Here is a 20731-nt window from a genome sequence, read left to right on the forward strand (position 1 = left end):
CGTATTTTTTAAAATTAAATTGGATTTTGGTGTATTAAGCATGCATAGTTATATTAAAAAAGCTGAACCCATCAATTGGCTCAGCTTTCTACTATCGATTTTTTTCCATATAGTGTTTTCTTGTATCTTTAAAAACAAAATACTTTATCATAAAAAAGCTTGCAGTAAATGAAAGTCCCATAGCGATACCCTTTGCGATATTGACTCGAAGCCAGCCCGGGACCCCAAAGAATTGCAATATTTCACCGAATGCCAGAAATACAAGATTGTTTACACCGAGGCTCACAATACCCTGTAGAATGAATTTAAGACGTTGCTTGTTATTTCCCTTGGCTGATGTACGAAATGTAATGCTGGCATTCCAATAATAACTGTTTATTATCGCCAGTGTATAGGCTATTGTATTAAATACAATCAGCCAGCCTCTTTCCTCTGTGTGAAATAAAAGTAATAATAAGTTCAATGTACCTATATCAATTGCTGCATTTGAAAAGCCGATTACACTAAATTGCAGAAATTGAAACGGGCCTCTCCATTTTCTTTGCTTTTTCATGATACCCCTCTTGGACTTCCTGACATTCACTAGCATATCCACTACAATCTTGCTCATTTTTTATTTAAACTTTTTTCGTAAATTTTGTCTCTTTAAACTTAAACATCACAGTTGATATAAACTGCAACGTAACTGCTAAGTTGATTTCCGCTGCGGACCATTGCTTTCCCGCGCGCACGGCTTCAGAGCCTCGGGCAACAGATGTTGGTCACATAGGCGTTGTCCCAAATGTTTTCGATAGGGCGAGTAACCACCAGTCACACCTTTCAGAAAACAGCCTTTATTTATTATCGGTTTTGAGATCTGAAGAGTTGATATTATTATGAATCGTTACTTTATCTTCTATACCAACAATTTCTTTATAATAATCAAGCACCTGCTTTGATTGACCTTCCCATCCCATTTCAGAAATATCCTTTTGGGCCGCTGTTGCCAGACGTTTTCTTAGTGTTTCATCTTCAAATTTCAGGACAGTATCTGTAAAATCATCCTGCTTATCTTTATCATACAGGAGACCAGTACGGTTGTCCTCTATTTGTTCACAGGTAGGTCCACTTCTTGCAGCAACCAGCGGGAGACCTGAAGCCATTGCCTCCATAATGACAAGCCCGAGGGTTTCTGTAGTTGACGGGAATACAAACACATCAGAGGATGCGAAAGCTTTAGCAAGATCTTCTCCATGCATAAAACCAGTAAAGACCGTATTCGTTCCGGCAAAATGTTTTTCCAGCGGTTGCCGATGCGGACCATCTCCCACAATAGCAAGCACAAATTCATTCGATGCTTCCAATACCGATTTTATCTTTTCCACTTCCTTTTCCGGAGCGAGTCTGCCAACAAAAAGGAGCAGTTTTTTCTCCGGATGTCCGTTGGATAACCTTTCCCGCATTGCTTTATCATACTGATCAGGATGGAAGTTTTCCGTGTCAACTCCACGTTTCCAGACATGAACATTATGAAAACCCTGCTCCACCAATTCATCCTGAACCGTTTTTGATGTGCATAAATTTAATTCAGCCTGATTATGGAGTTTTCGAAAATACCACCATAAAAATCCCTTGAACATATTCAGATTATAGTAATCGGCATACTGTGGCACGTTTGTATGGTAAGATGCAACCATTGGATAGCCCAGTTTTTTGGCATAATAGACGCCGGATAAACCAAGTAATGCCGGATTTACAACATGTACAATGTCAGGGTCATATTCCTTTAGTAGCTTCTTTACCGCTCGGGTAGGAAGAGCAAATTTGCGATACCGATAAAAAGGGAGGGTGCTTGCCCGTACCCCTTCGATTTTTGCACCCTCAAATTCATAAACACCAAGGTCTGGTGCAATAATACGGACATCATGCCCTTCTCTGAGAAAATAACGGATAGAGTTTTTCAATCGAGTCACCACTCCATCTGTTGAAGGCAGGAATGTCTCGGTTATAATTGCAATTTTCAAAGAAGACACTTCCTCATTAGTTGATCGTCTTTTTAGTGAATGCTTCCACTTCACCTTTATTTCCAGGTAACCTGTGGCAATACATTCTCCTGGATTACCCGATCTTTGTGGTTTACCACTGTTTTAATAATTTCACGAATCATTTCATCTGTCAGCAGATGGGGTTCAAGGCCTAGATCTTTCAATTTTGTATTCTCGGCCTGATAGAAATGCTCCTCTGCTTCAACTCTTGGATTTTCAATATGTGCAGTGGTTGTTTCAAAACCTTCTTCCGCGGCAACCTTTTGCACCTTATTAGCTAATTCCAATACAGAGAACCATTCTGTAAATTGGTTAAACACACGGAATTCACCCTCGTCTGCAGGATTGTTCGCTGCAATCTCAATACAACGGACGGTATCCTTGATATTCAGGAATCCACGGGTCTGCCCGCCTTTTCCGTAAACGGTGAGATCATGTCCAATTGTAGACTGAATAATAAACCGGTTCAATGCAGTACCAAATACGCCATCATAATCCAATCGATTGCTTAGTACTGGGTCCATTTTGGTTTCTTCCGTATCCAGCCCGTATACAATCCCCTGATTCAGATCAGTTACACGAATGCCCCAAATTTTACATGCAAACATAAGGTTGTGGCTGTCATGTACTTTGGAAAGGTGATAAAAAGATCCTGGCTGTTTTGGATATGGAAGTGTATCTTTACGGCCTTTATGTTCAATTTCAATATATCCTTCTTCGATAGGAATATTCGGGGCACCATATTCACCCATGGTTCCTAATTTAATGAGATGACAATCAGGGACCACCTCTTTGATGCCATAAACAACGTTTAAAGTTCCAACTACATTATTAACCTGTGTAAACACAGCATGTTCTCTATCTATCATGGAATACGGTGCAGAGCGTTGTTCCGCAAAATGCACAAATGCATCAGGCTGCTCTCTTTTTAATACTTCACGAAGAAAATCATAATGATTTAAATCACCGTCGTATGTACGGATTTCTTTTCCTGTAAGTTCTTTCCATTTTGCTACTCGTTGTTCTAAGTCCGCAATGGGGGTAATGGAATTCGAACGCAGCTCCTCATCCATTTTTCGTCTAATACCATTATCAACAATGGATACATCATGCCCCTGTTTAGACAAATAAAGGGCTGTCGGCCATCCACAAAAGCCATCTCCACCAGCTACAATAATTTTCATATCATTACCTCCACTCTACTATTTCTTTCTGTTATTAAAAATTTTACATCACACACCAGCTGTGTGGAATAGAAATTCATATTCCACACAAACATGGCATTTAAACATTTCTATTCATTAAAAAAGTATCATTTACTGATTCTTTTTTCAAATAATTATCCTATTTATAACAAAAATTTAACATCTTATAAAAACTCATTGATCGTCAATCCCTTGTGATGAAAGGGACTGGCCCATTTTTAGTCTAAAAGTTTTTTTACGCTTTCGTAACTGCTAAAAGGTAATTTCTGTTTTTCAATAAAACCCCAGCATGTTTACTCTATATATTCCTCCAAAAATCCATTCAATTTTTCAATATATTTATCTTGATGAATGACAAAAGCCTCACCATGATTGGCACCGTCAAAGGTCATAATATCCGTTTCACTATTGGTATTTTCATATAATTCCTCTGTCATTGCAGTTGGAACAAATGTGTCATTATTGCCATGGATATATAAAATCGGTACTTCTGCTTTTTTCACCTGGTCCAATGCGGACGCCTCTTTCAGTGTATAACCAGCTTTCATATTCGTTACCAAACCAGTACTTGGCAGAACAGGGAATGACGGCAGATGGAACATCCGGTTCAACTGATACTCAAATAAATCGTAAACACTAGTATACGGACTGTCAGCCACGATTGCTTTTACATTATCGGGAAGTTCTTCTCCGCTTGCCATCGTCACGGTGGCCGCCCCCATTGATACACCATGTAATACAATTTGTGAATCTGTTCCCACTTTTTCCAGCACCTTATCAATCCAATCCATATAATCCAATCGGTCATGCCAGCCAAAGCCAATATAATCTCCGCCACTCTCGCCATGGCCACGCAAATCTGCTGTGAATATATTGTAGCCCAGTTCTTCATAATAGTATTGGCCGTATAATCCCATATCACTTGCACGCCCCAGATAGCCATGTGCCAGAATCACTGTTTTGTCAGTCGGCTCTTCGGCTTCGAGAAAATATCCCTGCAGTTTCAAGCCATCGTAAGATTCCATTTCCCATTGTTCAAAGTCCTGATTGTCTGTCCATTCACGCCAGCCTCCTTCCAGAAAAACATCCATCGCTTCAGCTGAAACCTCTAAATCTTCATTTCCTGTAAGAAACTCCTTCACATTACGCTCAATTGCCAGATTATAGAAATAAAATGCACCTGCAACATTTATAATTAAAAGGACAATAAATAATCCTGTACCTATTATAAGCCATCGTTTCTTTTTCATAACCAGTCGCCCCCTTTCTTTTATCTATAAATCTATTATACTAGAAAAGCAGAACAATGTATGGTTCATTTGATGGTATTTCTTAACAACGACAGAAATAAACAACAGCTGCTCCAATTTATTGAAACAGCCGTCTGTTGACTACTTTTTATTATAGAAACACCGTATTTATATACGACTTCAGTGGATCCGCATAAGATTATTCACCATTCACTTCTGCACTTTACGAAAACGAATTTTCCAATTAACTCCTGTTCCAATCTGGTAGGCCTTTGCAAACGATCCCTGATTTAGTGCCACAGCTAATTTATCCAGTGAATTGACATATATGAGTGGCTCGCCAAGTCGGCTTTCAGCAAAAGACCTGCCAAATGTCATTATGTTTTTATATACTTCCTGGGAATTATGTGTGATTGTCACTTCCAGCGTATCCCCATATTCCGCTCCGGATTCTTTAAAAAACGCACGATCAATATTTGTCCATAAATTGCCGAAGCGTATATCAAGTATATCTATATTTCCCTTTACCTCTCCATTCTCAAATACAGCATCCGGCTTCGGCAATTCAATAATGTCATCTACCTCAATTGTATGTCCAACTTCCTCAAAAGAAATCACCTTTGCAGCAAGACGTGCACCAGTATATGCATAAACATCGCGACCATGAAATGTATAGGATTCTCCCGATCTTGGCAAGCGATTGACTTTCTCATCAATCGCCCGTGCTTCTGCAATGCCGATACTATGTTTAATATGTGTTAACGTTCCATTGTCTGGTGAAACAATATATTGATTTTCTGCTGTTTTAACAACAATGCTTAATCGCTCAGTCCCTACCCCGGGATCAACGACAGAGATGAATACTGTGTTTCTCGGCCAATAGGTTACTGTTTGGTAAAGTCGATACGAGGCTTCCCAAATATTGTACTGCGGAATATCATGTGTTAAATCAAAGATTCTTAGTGCCGGGTCAACGGAAATAGCTACACCATACATTGCACTCACTGCACCATCACTGAGACCAAAGTCTGTTTGTAACACTAAATTCTCACCCATTCAAAACCCTCCAATTCTTGTATTAAAAAACCACGCCATTACCGAATAAACGATAAGGACGTGGTTGGATTACGTGGTACCACCTTATTTCACTGCATGTTCTTAACATACAGCCTCAAGTAAAGTACAAGCTGTTAATAAAACCTATACTGCGGCATGGATAACGAGTGCCAAAGCTCGTCGCCACCTACTGATATCTGAGGATACGTTCAGTACGAAACTCAGAGGCCATTTTCAGATTTTTATTTTATGCTTCTTTCCAGCTTCCGAAGCTCTCTTTGAAAAAATAAACAAATCCTACTTTCCCTCTTCCATGTCTGTTGCTTATGAAATATTATGATAATTATACGGAATAATCTTTACGAATGCAAGGGGCAGAAACTTACATCCCTTGCAAAAACACATCGGCAAATCACTTCAGGGGAAAAGGAAGCCAAGGACTATTTCGAGATTCGTTCTTCGTAAGATTAATCGGATACTCCCGCTGATTTAGCTGGAACTGGGCTTAAATGTCCTAACTTCAAGTATACGATCATACCAATGATTCAGTTGTATTAGAAAATATAAGGATGATAGGAAAACATATTCCTTATTTCTCATTATCTTATCCGTAAATGTATTCATAGAACTCAAATTCCTATGTACATTTTACCATTTATTGACTATTACAACATTTTCCATTTTTTTTATAGTATAATGCATTCAGATAGCACAAGATTTGCTTGACATAGCAAACAGAAGAGAAAACTCTTTTGCATGGTGGCTCTAACCCTCAATGGAAGGGGTTGAAGCTTGTGATACCAATTGACAGCACACTGGAGTTGATGATTCTGTTTTCAACGCTTGTCTTGTTAATTGTAAACAGCCGAGAAAAAAAGTAATCATCCCAGAATTTACAATTCAGACGGGATAATTACTTTTTTTCGTTCCCTCAGGAAGACCCATGTCTTGCTGCTATCTATCGGAGTCGTAAGCCGCCACTTACGGCTCCTTGCTATTTTATTCAGCAGACTTGTAAAATAAAACCATTAATACCAACATTACGCAGCGATTGATTCTTTTATCCCGATTTAATCGTACCACAAACTCTAATGCATAGCATCAAAAGCCCATACAAATCCTTACATGGAAGTCAGCTTCAGTTTAAGGAAATTATAACCCTTTTTCCACACACGTTTTTTCATAAACATACCGGCCTACATATAATCCAATATCCGTTTCCACTCTTCCACCTTTCCAATAAATGTTTTTGTATACCTTCCGGGGATTGGACTGGTTGATGGCATTTTCACGACATCAATATTACCAATCTCCTGCTCAGAGAAATTTTTTATAAAGGTCTGATACGATTTCGTACCATTACAGGCAATCAGTTTGATTGAAGAATATTCACGTAGTAAACCGATAATATCATTCGGCTCTTCTTCTGCAATATTTTTATCCAAACTTCCATCCCGGTAACATGCAGCGATTGAATCCCATAGTGCAATTTTATTCCGCTTAATAAATTTTAGTTTCTCTTCATAGTCATCCACAGGGGCTTCTTTAAAAATCTCAAAAAGAATTCCCCAAAAGTGGTTCCGGGGATTACCGTAATACTCTTTCTTTTCTAATGATATTCCACCAGGCATTGACCCGAGAATGAGAACTTTGGGATTCCTTGGCAACACTGGCGGAAAGGATATTAATTTTTCCTCCATTTTAAACACTCCTGAAAAAATTGATTATGGTTATTTCATGCCTTAAACTTTTAACTTATACAGTAAGATAGTTTATGCTTTTGTATAAAAACAACAGATTTTTTTGATGGGACGAGTAATCGCAGTCCCAGATCTTCTTGGTGGGGCGAGTAATCGCAGTCTAAACCTTTTAGAAAAAAGCCTTCTGGTTAAATTAGCTGTTTTCATTATAGAGTGGTGACGGCATGCCCTTAATCTCCATGTTGGTTTCTTAGTTACCAAAAAAACTTGCCAGGTCACCAGCAAGTTCTTTTTGTTTAATAAGCTTCCTATACAAAGAAAGCAAGTTTGAAATTTTGCTAGTCTTTTTGTCCTGTTCGATTTCTTTTTCTGATAATCAATAATGCGAGCGCTCCGATGAGGCCCAATAGAAGGATAACAGGCAGGTTGCCGATTACAAAAACGAAAAATCCCGAAAATGTGGAAAGAAGCATGTTAATACTTTTCATGAATTGCTGCTTCGTTCGTTCCCAAGTATTTAAATCATCTTCACTCATTCCGGAAATTGTTACATTGTTTTCTTGAACATGGATTGTTACTGTCGCCAGATCGGTTTTGTTTTGCAGATAATTCATTCGCCCTGTTATTTCCTCAATCTCTCCTTGAACAGTTGCCAGGTCATCGGAAATTGCTAATAAATCTTCCGTTTCCTCTGCCTGCTTCATAAAAGAAAGTAATCGTTCTTCCACGACCTCTTTGGAACTTAAACGGGATTGCAAATCGACATATTCTTCTGTCACATCCTGCCCAGAAACAGAACTTTCCAATACGCTACCGCTGCCTTCTTCCACGAACTGAACAAATTCCTGAAACGACTCTTGCGGGATTCGGGCAGTTATCTGTCCATTCATTGATTCACTTTCAGACTCTCCACGCATATTGGATTCCACAATGTAACCGCCGTGATTGGAAGTCTCAGTCTGAATCTCATCCAACGCTTTCTGAAAATCCTTTACTTCAATACGAAGATTCGCGGTATAAATTATTTTTCGATTCTCCTGGCCATCTTCTGCTTCCTGGATTGTTCTATTCTCATTTTGAGCCCCATCATTTTCCTCTGTTGTTGCATCATTTGCAACGGAGTCTGTATGGCTGCTTTCCTCTGTTGTCTGTTCTTCTGTACTAAATTCAGCTTGGTCCATATTGACTTCATTTTTTCCGCCTTCATTGCTGCAAGCTGCTATTAGAAGCGCAATAGCAAACAAAATCATGACAACAAAACCTTTTTTCATTTTACCGCCCCCGTCCTTTTCAACTTCCTCGGATAAATTATCCAAATTAGCTAAAAATCAACTCTTATTCCTTATAAAGGTAGACGGTAATTACTGAAAAAGGTTACGTACTTGAAGAAAACTTTTTCTTTTGTCCCAGAAGAGGTTATATCACTTCTAATCTTCTATTTTTTTGATGATTTTTGCAGGGTTTCCGGCAACTAGGTTATTATCCGGTACATCTTTTGTTACTACGGAACCGGATCCGATAACAACATTATCTCCAATTGTCACACCTGGGTTAATGATGGACCCGCCGCCTATCCAAACATTATCACCGATTGTAACTGGTTTTCCAAATTCAACCCCGGAAATACGTTCCAAAGGGTTCAATGGATGCGTTGCCGTATATATATGTACTCCTGGAGCAATAAAACAGTTGTCTCCAATTCTAATTTCACAAACATCCAAAAAGACAGAATTGAAATTAACAAAAAAATTCTCTCCTACATGGATGTTATAACCATAATCACATCGAAAAGATGGCTCGATCGTTATATTCTCACCCACAGTGCCAAAAAGCTCTGTTAAAAGATTCATGCGCTTTTCAAAATCTGTCTCAAGTGTCTGATTATATAACCGGGTCAGTTTTTTAGCATAGGTCTGTTCTGCTTGTAATTCCTTATCAGCTGGATTATACAGCTCACCACTTATCATTTTTTGTTTCTCTGTTTTCATTTAATTTCTCCTATTCTTGATGTCGGAAATCATTCTACTTTTCAGGTAGTTTATTTTCATTCTTCACGTTCCATTTTATAGTTGCAATCATTCATCTTTCCTCTTAGGAAACAGTTTCGCTCTAATTTGTTTTATTTTCCCCTTTATTTTCTCATTATCCCGTAACTTTCTAATAAGTAAAATAATATATTTGTCATCTTTCAGGAATACGTACCACCAAACTGCTAAATATAGCAACAACAGGCTAATAAATACAGCCCACACATCCCCGTCTCCAAGTCGGGAAATGAAATATTCCCATTCATTCAAGTCCCTTGTCCGCTGTGCGCTGAATATTATTCCCATTACAGGTACCAAAAGTGATATTATAATTGTTGCATAAGACCAATAGATCAACTGCGCCCGAAAACTGCTGTATATAGCGCTTATCAATGTGATAAACAAAAATAAGCTAAATAAAATCCAGAACCAATTTGGTAATGTCTCCACATTTTCCACCTCTTACATTTTCCGTATCCTATCCGTTTTCACCTGCAAAATAAAAAGCTCCAGGTACTGTTTATCTATCCAGTTCGTTCCCCAAACATCTTCATTTTGCAGCATCATACCAAGTAGCCAAAATCTTCTTGCCGTAATAAATAGTGGCAAGCTGTCAGCATCATCTTTTGCCAAGCGGCGATGCATCCTATAGCCATTTAAAAAGGCATCCCAATGTTCTTCCTCTTGCTGACCATAGTTTGTAAGCAGATTCCACCAAGTCACCGCGACATCATATGCCCGGTAGCCGATTGCTGAACAATCAAAATCAAACACTTCTAATTTTCCATTATGAATATGCATGTTGCGGTTATGGAAATCCCCATGGCAAAAGCCGACTTCGAGTTCTTTATTGTTCAACTCTGTCTTCACATTTTCAGCTATTTCTATAATATCCCCCTCTATTTCACGTCCAAAGAAATGATGTATCACTGGTGCAATGGATTCCAGAGGTTTATCCAATATATGATCCAGATTCAGTTCAAACCCCCGATCATGAACGGAATGAAAATCAGCTGTCAAATTATGTAGCTTACTAAGGGAAGCACCAATCAATTTGGAATTTTCACTATTAATAACGGGCCTTTCCCCTTCTGAAAAGGTAAACAATACACCATAACGCAATCCTTCCGGTGCATGGATATCACATACATATGTCCCATCGTCTTTGACAATTGGCTTGGAAGCAGGAAAACTGCTTTTGTTCAAATAAAGAAGTGCATCCAGTTCGAATTGGATAGCTTCCTTATTTCTCCAACCATTACGATAAACCCTAAAAATATAATTTTTCCTTGGTGTGGTAATAATATAGGTATCATTTAATCCTCTTGTCAAAAAGCTGCACCGGGTAATCGGCCCAAGCCTATATCCATCTAATAATTCTATGATAGATGTTTCATCAATTAATGTATGTTTTATATTTATGACCATTTTGTCCTCCATGCTGCAAATGTTCCTTACTATATTGATTCGTCAAAAATCGATATTTCCCTGCTTTTAATTACTGTAAGAAAATCACAGGTTAACATATTCATGCTGTCATATGAGTAATCGTAGTCTACAAACGAAATGTAAAACCAGTTACCTATATTTTATATCGTACCACCCAATTTTCGATAATGAAAATAGGAAATGTATATAAGAAACCAAAAGATTTTCTTATACCTGTATACACAAAAGGGTCAGTTCCCTTAAGGAACTGACCCCAATTATTTGTATAGGTTACAGGCCACAATTGCCGTATGCTTAATAAAAAGTTTTAAACCACCACTTCTCCAAGTGGGTGTTTGCAGAAACTTTCCTGTCTTCCGCTACATAATGACGGCTCGACATTTCAATTTCGATGTAAAACTCCCTATTCATCTGTTAGAGGTTAAAACTTAATTTAATACGTACATTGCAGCTTGTATATTTATAATATACCTATTACTGAAAAATTGCAATGGGAAATTTATCCTAAGATTAGCTAATTAAAATAATAATTCGTATACTTCCGTAAGTTCTTTCACCCTGATATCATCCTGAACATCTTTAGCATAGCTCAGCTCATTTTCCAGCACATCATTTAAATAGGTCATTTCTTCTTCACCCAAGTCTCTTACAAAATATTTTTCATTTACATAATGATTCGCTTCCATCTTCTTTACAATTTGCTGGCACATTTCATTATCCATATAATTGGACAACGATTCTCGCAGGTAATTCAATGTATAATCGATTGGATTCACCTTCTAGATCTTTGTATTCTTCTTTTTCGCACGTTGTTCAAGTTGTGACTTTGGTTGCTGATCAGCTGTATCCTCTGATAAGCCTTGTGGGTTTATTGTAGAATCATTTCTTTTTTTGTTCCAATTGTCCTTCTTTTTAGCCATTGGAAACACCTCCAATAAATAGTGTGTGAAGAATGCTGAATTATATGCTTGCACGTTTCACTTGTGTTATTTTCCGGCGAACTTCCTTTTTTCCGGCTAAGTTCCCTCAACTAAAAAAGCACTGCCCAAATGCAGCGCTCTTTTTCAGCTATTTAGCTCCAAGCCCTTCATACCGATCTCTCAACGTCCGTTTCAATACCTTTCCACTCGGATTTTTTGGCAATTCATCAGTAAAATCAATATATTTTGGCACTTTAAATTTCGAAAGCTTCTCTTTACAAAATTCAATCACTTTCTCTTCCGTCAGCAATACGCCATCCTTTAGGACAACAATTGCTGTCACAGCTTCAATCCAATAAGCATCAGGAATGCTGATCACAGCTACTTCCGATACACCATCAAGCTGGTAAATGGTTTCTTCCACTTCCCTGCTTGAGACGTTGACACCGCCAGTATTAATCATATCTTTTTTCCGGTCCACAATCGTAATATAGCCATCTTCATCCATCACACCCAAATCCCCACTGTGGAACCATCCTCCGCGAAACGCTTCAGCCGTTTTATCTGGATCATGCAAATATCCTTTCATTGCATGGGGAGTACGATGGACTATTTCACCGGTTTCTCCACATGGCACTTCCTGATCGTTTTCGTCAACAATTTTTGTTTGAACATTCAGTGTAGGAACTCCTGCTGATCCAAGCTTTCGCAGTTGATCCTCCGGCTGCAATGCTGTAGCGAGTGGAGCCACTTCCGTTTGACCATAAAAGTTCCAAAACCTGGCATTTGGCAGCCGCTCCGATAATTCTTTTAAAACTTCCCGGGGCATAATTGCTGCACCATAATAACATTTTTCCAGTGAAGATAAATCACGTTTATCAAAATCAGGATGGCGGAGCAGTCCAATCCAAACTGTCGGTGGACAAAATAATTGTGTGGCTTTTTCTTTTTCAATCGTTTCCAGGATAAGTTCCGGTGTAGCTGCACCAAGGATAATTCCAGTTTGACCCAGGTACACACTCGGCCCTAAAAATACATGCAATTGCGCACTATGGTAAAGTGGCAAGGCGTGTATTGCCACGTCATCCGCTTCCATTTTTCCATCCACGATACTGCTCACGTATTCACTGATTAAACTTTTGTGGGAAAGCATAACCCCTTTAGGCCTTGATTCTGTTCCACTTGTATACAGTACATGGGCAAGATCGTCATCACTGATTTGAGCATCAATAAATTCGGTTGACTGATCTTCACGAGCCTTTGACAAAGGAATCCAGCCGGCCAGTTTACATTCGTATGAAGGTGGACAATCCATTACATAACGATGTTTGATTTCCAATCTTCCTGCTGACTGATCCAGAACTGAGAAATATTCCTCCGATGCAATAAACCCGCTAACTTCCGCATGTTCCAAAATATAGTTTACATCTTCAGCTGCCAACATATAATTTATTGGAATCATTACAGCACCAATACGTGCCAAAGCAAAGTTAACCACTACAAAATCCAAACTGTTTTTAGACATTACCGTTATCATATCGCCCTTTTTCATCCCATCAGCCAGAAATCCATGCGCCGTTTGATTCACCAGATTATCCAGTTCTCTGTAATTCAGTCGTAAATCATTGTAAGCGATTGCAAACTTTTCCGGCATTCGGTCCCTCGTGCGGGCCAGTAGATCCCCCAGTGTATTCCTATTTGCACGATTCAACAATTTTTTAAGTCCATCATGTACATTTGCTTCAGTGTTCATATCCCCACTCCTCAAATGAATTTGATGATGTCCATGCTGAATATTCTCTATTTTAGTTTAATTTAGTTTACTTTTTTAAGCAAGGATATGTTATCATTTATCTACCGTAGGCTGTATTCTATACTGCTTAAAAAATGCGAAACTCCTATGGAAAAAGAACAGCCCGAAGACACCTCAGACGAGCGTTTTTTGTTCGGCAGTTAGGAAAGTAACGATAGGAATGGAGGGGCTGATCAGATGAATAATGAGTATTTCGTTGGTTGGGGGACATTGGCTCTTATCAACGCCGGTCTGGCGCAAGGGAAAAATAGAACCGGCCTTAATTGGTTTCTGCTATCTTTAGTTATTGGCCCATTAGCAACATTTATCCTGCTGTTTGTAGAAAAGAGACAGGGCTGATTTTAACTATCGGGATAGGTTTCTTGCAAAAATGCCACAGACTGGTTGATTAATGCTTTTAAAATATCTACATCAATATCGGCCACTTTGTTAATGTAGACACATGCTTTACCTGTCGTATGTTTTCCAAAGTCCTTTAATAATTCCCCCCGTTTATCATCACCTGTCGCAAAATACAGACTGATTTTTGCCTTCCGTGGTGAAAAACCAACGAGCATCGCATCCCCTTCATGACCGGATTTATATTTATAATGGTAGGAACCGAACCCAATCATACTCGGGCCCCACATCTTTGCAGGGTAGCCTGTCGTTTCCGTAAATATATCCAATAGTTTGTATGCATCTTCCCGTTTTTTAGGACTTTCAACACGTTCGATAAACTCGGTGACACTGTTGTTGTTCTCTTTTGTCTTCAACTCGTACATTACAATCCCTCCTTGTAGTTAAGCACATCATTATATAAATCAGGATTTCCCGCTCATCAATGCAGGAAATCCTGATTCTAGATTAATTCACATGTATAACCCTTGTATTTGCAATCATGTCATGAATCCCCTGTTTTTGTGATGTAAATGCAACAACCAAATAGAGAACTGCCAGGATAGCCAGAACGCGATGTAGAAATCTGCCAACAACTTCTCTAAAAAGCAGATCACTCCATTGTAATGGCTGATCATCATTCCGGATTACTTTCAGCCCAAAAATCATTTTACCCAACGTCTGCCGAAAAAATCTTGTCATCAGCAAAAAATACAGATAGAAGATAATCGAACCAAAAATTCCTGTTAATGTCCAATAACCAACATCTATAGCCACACCGTCATTGATAAATTTCAACGGACTAAGCAGGATGCCGTTTACACTAAAGACAATAATCAGATCAACCAGGTATGCCCAAAAGCGCATCCAGAACCCAGCATATCTTCTTGTGCTGGCTGTTGCATCAGTTATCTGATATTCAACCTGTTCTTCATTCATGCCTCTTTATCCTCCTTATTCCGAATATAAATACATTGCACGCGGTGCGTTTGACTGCCTCAGGAGCTCAACAACTCCATTTAGTTCTGTATTATTATCAAACATGTTCTTCATACTGCTACCCAGAAGCGTAAATCCTATGCCACTCTTGTATTCAACAACCTGAGCATTACCGAGATCGTAGTCTTCCTTCATAAACGCAATCGTATCATCGAGTGATCCTAATTCGTCTACAAGATCAAGTTCATGCGCCTGACTGCCTGTATAAACCCGGCCGTCTCCAAGTTCTCTCACACGGTCTTCGCTCATTTCACGGCCCTCGGCAATTACATCAACAAAGTCGCCATACATATCATCAATCATCGTCTGCAGGATATCACGCTCCTCATCCGTCATTTCACGGGATGCTGACATAATATCTTTAAATTCTCCGCTCGTAATTGTGTTAAAATCAACACCCAAGTCATCCGCAAATTCCGCGAAATTGATACTTTCCATAATTACACCAATGGAACCAGTGAGTGTTGCCGGATGTGCAACAATTTTATTAGCAGGTGCTGCGATGTAATAACCACCTGAGGCTGCGGTGTTCCCCATCGATATGTACACAGGTTTTTCATATTCTTCCTGAACCTCTACAATCTTATCATGGATTTCCGCACTCTCAACAACACCTCCACCAGGTGTGTTAACGCGTAATATAATTCCGCTGACATTGCGGTCTTTTCCTGCTTCTTCAATCATTTCTAAAAACCGTTCATGATTATATGCCCCTGTGCTAAATGCACCTGTAGTAGTATCCTGAATAACACCATCCAGATTGAGTACAGCAATTTTATTGGTCGCCGATCCTTCTTCCACCACTTTTTCTTCAAATGGATTTTCCTGGAAATTTAACATCTCATTAAAATTAGAAGTAAAAATACTTGAAACTGCTTGAAAGCCGATAGAAACGACAAATAATACGACCGCAATGACAAGCGCGATCCAACGCTTACTGTTCATATGTATATCCTCCTTTAATGTTTTACCCTATATTTACTTCATTTCATGTAAAATGGTTTTAAGCTGCTTCACCTCTTCTTCAGTCAATGTCACTCCTTTTCCCATTTTCTCCTTATCCGGCGCCCAATCCCTTAAATCATACTTAGGATCCCGGCCGTTCCAGCTGACTAAATTCAATTCTTTCGTCCAGCCTTTTGGCGATTCAGACAGCACCCCAACAGTTTCGATGATTTCATACTTTAATTCAGCCATCATCTTTCCTCCTTAACAAGTTAAAAATAAATCTTCCTGCTTTGTTTTTTCCGCTTTTCTTTCGGTGGTACATAACCACGATCGTAAATTCTTCCCTTTCTCATCCTGCATTTTTCCAAAAAAAGATCCAATGATTCTGTTTGGTATTCTTCTATTGCTTGCATGAAGATTTTCGCAGCGACCCGTGCATCCTCCAATGCATGGTGATGGTCAAACGTGATGCGATGGTGATCAGCTACCGTATTCAGTTTATGATTTATCAGACCGGGCCATACCTTTTTTGAAATATTTGCCGTACAAAGGTAGTCCATTTCAGGATAGGATAAATTAAAATGGTCCAGCGTTTGCCTGATAACACTCATGTCAAAACTAGCATTATGCGCAATCACGAGATTCCCTGCTAGATACCTGTCCAGCACAGGCCAAAACTCCGCAAAAGTTGGTGCATCGGCGACATCCTGCTCTGTAATGCCATGAATCCGTGTATTAAAGGAGCTGAAGCTCATAAGCGGATTGATTAAACTGTAATATTCATCTAAAATCTCATGTTCATTCGCAACAACAACACCAATCGCACATGGGCTGAAACGTTTTTCATTGGCTGTCTCAAAATCAATAGACACAAAGTCCATACGTATTAAACATCTCCTAAGTTTCTTATATTTTTAAAATCTTTTCGTAAATTTAATTGCTTGTAACGTCACCGTTGATATAAAAGACCACATAACTTGAAATGAGGCCGATGCTTTTCCCCGCTGCGGAAATACACTACGCTTTCCGCGGGCTCGCGCTGAGCCTCCTCGCTCGCTGTGGGGTCTCAACGTCTTCGCTTTCTAAGCTGGAGTCTTCGTGTATTTCCTTCGCTGGATTGTGCACTGCAACTTATCGCATTTATTTATTGTTTGATTTAAGTCACGTAATAGTTATGCACTTTTAAGATAGTTGATTTTCGCTGCGGACCGTTGACTCCAGCGGGAACAGCACGTGTCTGAAGACCCCGCAGAGTGGGTTTCTCGAGGAGGCTGAAGCCGTGCCCTAAGGTGCGCAACGGTCCGCAGCGGAAATCAACCCGCAGTTACGTCGGATTTTATATCTATTATGTCAATATCTTTTTGATGGGACGAGTAATCGCAGTCCTCAAACTTTTTAGAAAACACCTATTTAAAAAGAAATGTAAGTTTTCCAGTATGTATTATCATAACATTAATGCATGTATATAAGCATGTATTTCCTTCGAGTCTGCCAGTATTTTATAGAGACAGAAAAAAAGAACCAAATACCTTTGTATTGGCTCTTTAAGTAACATTATGTGTTCGGAGCAATTCAACAAACTGGTCGCCGACATCGCTGGTGGAAGCATTTCCTCCCAGATCTGCGGTTAGGAGTTGGGGTTCTTTCAGCATTTCTTTAATCGTAGAAAGAACCGCCCTCCCCCATTCTTCTTCCCCAAAAAAATCCAGCATCTGACTGACAGACCAAATCGCCGCAATCGGGTTAGCAGCTCCTTTTCCAGCAATATCGGGCGCGGACCCATGTACAGGCTCGAACATGGATGGGAAGTTTTTTTCGGGATTCACATTTGCTCCTGTCGCAAGCCCCATCCCTCCTGTAATTGCTGCACCTATGTCTGTTAAAATATCACCAAAAAGATTTGATGTGACGACAACTTCAAAGCGTTCCGGCTCTGCAACAAAGTATAGACTGGCTGCATCTACCAAATAAGAATACGTTTCCACGTCAGGATAATCTTTCCCTACTTCTTCAAAAACCTCATCCCAGAACACCATCGAATAATTGAGCGCGTTACCTTTACTTACACTTGTTAATGTCCTGTTTGATTTTCGTGCCTCTTCATAGGCATAACGGATAATTCTTTCGGTACCTTTGCGGGAAAATACTCCAGATTGTAACACGACTTCCTCGGGTTTTCCTTTATATAGCCATTCTCCCGCCCCTGCATATTCGCCTTCACTGTTTTCACGGATGACAAGAAAGTCAATCTCATCTTCCTTCTTCTCCTTCAATGGGGTTAAGGATGGATTCAGGAGTGTTACAGGCCTGAGATTGACATACTGATCGAAACCCTTCCTTATCTTCAAAAGGAGATCCCTTAATGAAATGTGATCAGGTACGCCCGGATAACCTACAGCACCCAAGTAAATCGCATCAAATGCTTTTAGTTGTTCGATTCCATATTCCTCCATCATCGTGCCATGTTGCAAGTAATATTCACACCCCCATGGAAATTCCGTAAAGGTGAAGGTTAAATCCGGGTCCAGTTGTTCAATTGCTTTTAAAACTTTTACTCCTTCTAATACCACTTCTGGGCCAATTCCATCCCCTGGTATAAGTGCTATATTGAATGTTTTCATTGTGGCCTCCTGAATTCAAATAAATAATTTAGACATACATCCGCCAAATCCTCTCCGTTAAACTGGATACTACTTCATCTACAATACTATCCATCCAATCGGCGATTTCATAAGCGGAAATTTCCTCTGATCCTTGTTTCCCCATCAAAACAACTTCATCTCCCTGCTTCACATCCGGGATGTTCGTGACATCAATCATAGTCTGATCCAGAGAAATCGTTCCAACAATTTTCGCCCGCTTTCCTTTGACCAGCATCTCCCCTTTATTTGATAATAACCTGCTGTAGCCGTCACCATTTCCAATTGGAACAATTGCTATATTTTCATGTGCTTTTGTTACATAACTGCCCCCATATCCGATCGGTGTATTCGGGGGAAGTTCGCGAACTTGTGTCAGTTTTGATTTTAACTCCATCACAGGTTTTAATGCAATGATTTTTCGTTGTCGCTGTGCAGGATGGTAACCAAATAACGCAATTCCCGGTCTTACCATTTCTAAATGCATATCAGATCTCTCTATCGCGATGGTAGAACCACCCACATGTCTAATAGAAAAGGAGAATCCAAGGGTTTGCAATGTCTCTACCGTGTTCATGAATGACGTAAACTGCTGCTCTGTCATCTTCCAATCCCCTTCGTCTGCATTTGAAAAATGGGTATAAACACCCTCCCAGTAAAGACCCGGGAGGCTGTAATAGGCTTCGCAAAATTCAATCGCTTCAGCCGGCGAAAATCCAAAGCGGTGCAAACCGGTGTCTATTTTCAGATGTACAGGAATTGTTTGATGTTGATCTAAAGCAACTTTGCTTATCGCTTTCGCCAACTGTTGAGAGGATATCGATACGGTTAGTTCATAATTCACAATATCCGCAGCCTGTTCCGGGGTAATTGAACTCAGGATATGAATCGGAACGTCTACTCCATTTTCGCGAAGTAGGGCACCTTCTTCTACCGTTGTTACTCCAAGGCGATCTGCTCCCGCTTTTATCGCTTCTCTCCCAATTGGCACAATCCCATGACCATAGGCATTTGTCTTAATTACTGCCATAAACATGCTTTTATTCACAATTTGTTTCATGTTTCTGATATTCTCATGAAAAGCACGAAGATCTATTTCTGCGGTGGTTGGATGGTAAGATGATAACGTTAGAGATTGAAACATCAAAAAACCCCCAGTACGTCTGACTTTTTTAAAACAAAGCTTCAGGCGTGTATCTTAGTCTGGATCAGATCATATTTTAAAGTTAGAAAACTTGGCTTTTGCTTGGTCTCTTTGATGGGACGAGTAATCGCAGTCCCAAGTCTTTTCGATGGGACGAGTAATCGCAGTCCCAAGTCTTTTAGGAAACAGCCTTCTGGTTAAATTAGCTGTTTTCATAATAGATGGTGGTGGCATGCTATACGCCGCCATGTTGGTTTCTTAACTGCTAAAAAAGGATTTCTGCCTACTGTCCAGGGAATCAAATCAGGTACTTGCCAATTCACGAATAAGTGAGCGAAACGCTTCGAGAATACGTAACGTCAATGTGCCCGGATTACCTGACCCAATTATGTGATTGTCAATTTTCAAGATTGGGATGATGTCTGATTTTGTTGCTGTAACAAATACTTCGTCAGCGTGTAGCATTTCATCAACAGTAAAAGCCTTTTCGTTTACAGTTACCCCCATTTCCTCACAAAGCTGAAGGATTTTTTGTCGAGTAATACCATTGAGAATATAATTGTTCGCCGGATGGGTATAGAGCTCCCCTCCCCGCACGATAAAGACATTAGAAGCACTGGCCTCTGTTACGATATCACCTCTGTGGAGGATTGCCTCGACCGCATCATGTTCGACAGCTTTTTGTTTAGCAAGCACGTTCGGAAGCAAGTTCAGTGACTTAATATCACAGCGCAGCCAACGGATATCCTCCGTAAGAACAGCTGTAGCTCCCTTATCCTCAACTTCCGTCATTCGTTCTTCCGACCTCGTATATGCGACAAGTACCGGGGATACATCCGCTTTGGGAAATTCATGCCATCTGGGACCAGCTCCCCTTGATATCTGCAAATAAATAATCCCTTCTTCTACATTATTAGCCACTGCTAATTCTTCCAGTTTACTTTTTAAATCATTCAGCAGATACGGAAGTTTCATTTGGATTTCATTTGCGCTTCTTTGCAACCGTTCGAGATGTTCATCCATCATAAACGGCTTCCTGTCATAAATACCGATAACTTCATAGATACCATCACCAAATTGATAGCCGCGATCCTCTATATTAACCACGTTTTCCCTTTCCACAATTTGATTATTAAACAACATTTTATTCATCGTAAAAAACCTCCCCGGCTCACAAGT

Annotated in this window: 22 protein-coding genes, 1 other RNA gene and 1 other annotated feature; of the genes, 1 reads left to right on the forward strand and 22 read right to left on the reverse strand. The window is 39.7% G+C overall.

Features of this window, described 5'->3' with window-relative positions:
• Positions 1–91: 91 nt before the first annotated feature.
• From ACZ427_RS12535 to ACZ427_RS12600, 14 genes are all read right to left on the reverse strand, one after another.
• Positions 92–553 (reverse strand): GtrA family protein, encoded by a 462-nt coding sequence (locus ACZ427_RS12535; RefSeq protein WP_461178891.1) that lies wholly within the window; start codon positions 551–553, stop codon positions 92–94.
• Positions 554–833: 280 nt separating this feature from the next.
• On the reverse strand, positions 834–2003 hold the full coding sequence (locus ACZ427_RS12540; RefSeq protein WP_461178892.1) for a glycosyltransferase family 4 protein: 1170 nt from the start codon (positions 2001–2003) through the stop codon (positions 834–836).
• A 56-nt stretch (positions 2004–2059) separates the two neighbouring features.
• Positions 2060–3208 carry an NAD-dependent epimerase/dehydratase family protein gene (locus tag ACZ427_RS12545; RefSeq protein ID WP_461178893.1) on the reverse strand — a complete coding sequence of 383 codons (1149 nt, stop codon included), beginning with the start codon at positions 3206–3208 and terminating at the stop codon, positions 2060–2062.
• Between the two features lie 314 nt (positions 3209–3522).
• Positions 3523–4479 carry an alpha/beta hydrolase gene (locus ACZ427_RS12550; RefSeq protein ID WP_461178894.1) on the reverse strand — a complete coding sequence of 319 codons (957 nt, stop codon included), beginning with the start codon at positions 4477–4479 and terminating at the stop codon, positions 3523–3525.
• Positions 4480–4689: 210 nt separating this feature from the next.
• A complete protein-coding gene (locus ACZ427_RS12555; RefSeq protein WP_461178895.1) occupies positions 4690–5535 on the reverse strand; it encodes an SAM hydrolase/SAM-dependent halogenase family protein in 846 nt (281 codons plus the stop codon).
• Between the two features lie 51 nt (positions 5536–5586).
• Positions 5587–5858: a binding site (T-box leader), on the reverse strand.
• Positions 5859–6731: 873 nt separating this feature from the next.
• Complete coding sequence (locus tag ACZ427_RS12560) at positions 6732–7235, reverse strand: DNA-deoxyinosine glycosylase (RefSeq protein ID WP_461178896.1); 504 nt, start codon at positions 7233–7235, stop codon at positions 6732–6734.
• A 338-nt stretch (positions 7236–7573) separates the two neighbouring features.
• A complete protein-coding gene (locus ACZ427_RS12565) occupies positions 7574–8551 on the reverse strand; it encodes a DUF4349 domain-containing protein (protein ID WP_464883438.1) in 978 nt (325 codons plus the stop codon).
• Between the two features lie 111 nt (positions 8552–8662).
• Positions 8663–9223, reverse strand: coding sequence for a sugar O-acetyltransferase (locus tag ACZ427_RS12570; RefSeq protein WP_461178898.1), 561 nt, complete (start codon positions 9221–9223; stop codon positions 8663–8665).
• Between the two features lie 87 nt (positions 9224–9310).
• Positions 9311–9712 (reverse strand): hypothetical protein, encoded by a 402-nt coding sequence (locus tag ACZ427_RS12575; RefSeq protein WP_461178899.1) that lies wholly within the window; start codon positions 9710–9712, stop codon positions 9311–9313.
• Between the two features lie 12 nt (positions 9713–9724).
• Positions 9725–10690, reverse strand: a complete 966-nt coding sequence (locus ACZ427_RS12580; RefSeq protein WP_461178900.1) for a phosphotransferase — start codon at positions 10688–10690, stop codon at positions 9725–9727.
• A 291-nt stretch (positions 10691–10981) separates the two neighbouring features.
• Positions 10982–11168, reverse strand: a non-coding RNA gene (gene ssrS / locus ACZ427_RS12585) — 6S RNA.
• 61 nt (positions 11169–11229) lie between these two features.
• Entirely contained in the window at positions 11230–11433 is a 204-nt protein-coding gene (locus ACZ427_RS12590) for a sporulation protein (protein ID WP_464883439.1), read from the reverse strand.
• 57 nt (positions 11434–11490) lie between these two features.
• Entirely contained in the window at positions 11491–11631 is a 141-nt protein-coding gene (gene sspL / locus ACZ427_RS12595; protein ID WP_461178902.1) for a small, acid-soluble spore protein L, read from the reverse strand.
• Between the two features lie 148 nt (positions 11632–11779).
• Entirely contained in the window at positions 11780–13384 is a 1605-nt protein-coding gene (locus tag ACZ427_RS12600) for an acyl-CoA synthetase (RefSeq protein WP_461178903.1), read from the reverse strand.
• 237 nt (positions 13385–13621) lie between these two features.
• On the opposite strand from ACZ427_RS12600, the gene ACZ427_RS12605 reads away from it, so the two are divergent.
• Positions 13622–13783 (forward strand): hypothetical protein, encoded by a 162-nt coding sequence (locus ACZ427_RS12605; RefSeq protein ID WP_461178904.1) that lies wholly within the window; start codon positions 13622–13624, stop codon positions 13781–13783.
• Positions 13784–13785: 2 nt separating this feature from the next.
• Here the strand turns inward: ACZ427_RS12605 and ACZ427_RS12610 are convergent, their stop codons facing one another.
• From ACZ427_RS12610 to dat, 8 genes are all read right to left on the reverse strand, one after another.
• Positions 13786–14208, reverse strand: coding sequence for a DUF1801 domain-containing protein (locus tag ACZ427_RS12610; RefSeq protein ID WP_461178905.1), 423 nt, complete (start codon positions 14206–14208; stop codon positions 13786–13788).
• 82 nt (positions 14209–14290) lie between these two features.
• Positions 14291–14761 carry an RDD family protein gene (locus ACZ427_RS12615; protein ID WP_461178906.1) on the reverse strand — a complete coding sequence of 157 codons (471 nt, stop codon included), beginning with the start codon at positions 14759–14761 and terminating at the stop codon, positions 14291–14293.
• 15 nt (positions 14762–14776) lie between these two features.
• Positions 14777–15766 carry a signal peptide peptidase SppA gene (gene sppA / locus ACZ427_RS12620; RefSeq protein ID WP_461178907.1) on the reverse strand — a complete coding sequence of 330 codons (990 nt, stop codon included), beginning with the start codon at positions 15764–15766 and terminating at the stop codon, positions 14777–14779.
• Between the two features lie 33 nt (positions 15767–15799).
• Positions 15800–16018, reverse strand: coding sequence for a YdbC family protein (locus ACZ427_RS12625; RefSeq protein ID WP_461178908.1), 219 nt, complete (start codon positions 16016–16018; stop codon positions 15800–15802).
• Between the two features lie 20 nt (positions 16019–16038).
• Positions 16039–16650 (reverse strand): 3'-5' exonuclease, encoded by a 612-nt coding sequence (locus ACZ427_RS12630; RefSeq protein WP_461178909.1) that lies wholly within the window; start codon positions 16648–16650, stop codon positions 16039–16041.
• 663 nt (positions 16651–17313) lie between these two features.
• Entirely contained in the window at positions 17314–18390 is a 1077-nt protein-coding gene (locus ACZ427_RS12635; protein ID WP_461178910.1) for a tartrate dehydrogenase, read from the reverse strand.
• A gap of 28 nt (positions 18391–18418) precedes the next feature.
• Positions 18419–19552, reverse strand: a complete 1134-nt coding sequence (gene alr / locus ACZ427_RS12640; protein WP_461178911.1) for an alanine racemase — start codon at positions 19550–19552, stop codon at positions 18419–18421.
• Between the two features lie 303 nt (positions 19553–19855).
• The gene (gene dat, locus ACZ427_RS12645) at positions 19856–20704 is read right to left on the reverse strand and encodes a D-amino-acid transaminase (RefSeq protein ID WP_461178912.1); all 849 of its coding nucleotides are present in this window, start codon (positions 20702–20704) and stop codon (positions 19856–19858) included.
• Between the last annotated feature and the right edge of the window lie 27 nt (positions 20705–20731).

The sequence above is a fragment of the Virgibacillus ainsalahensis genome, from assembly GCF_055380755.1.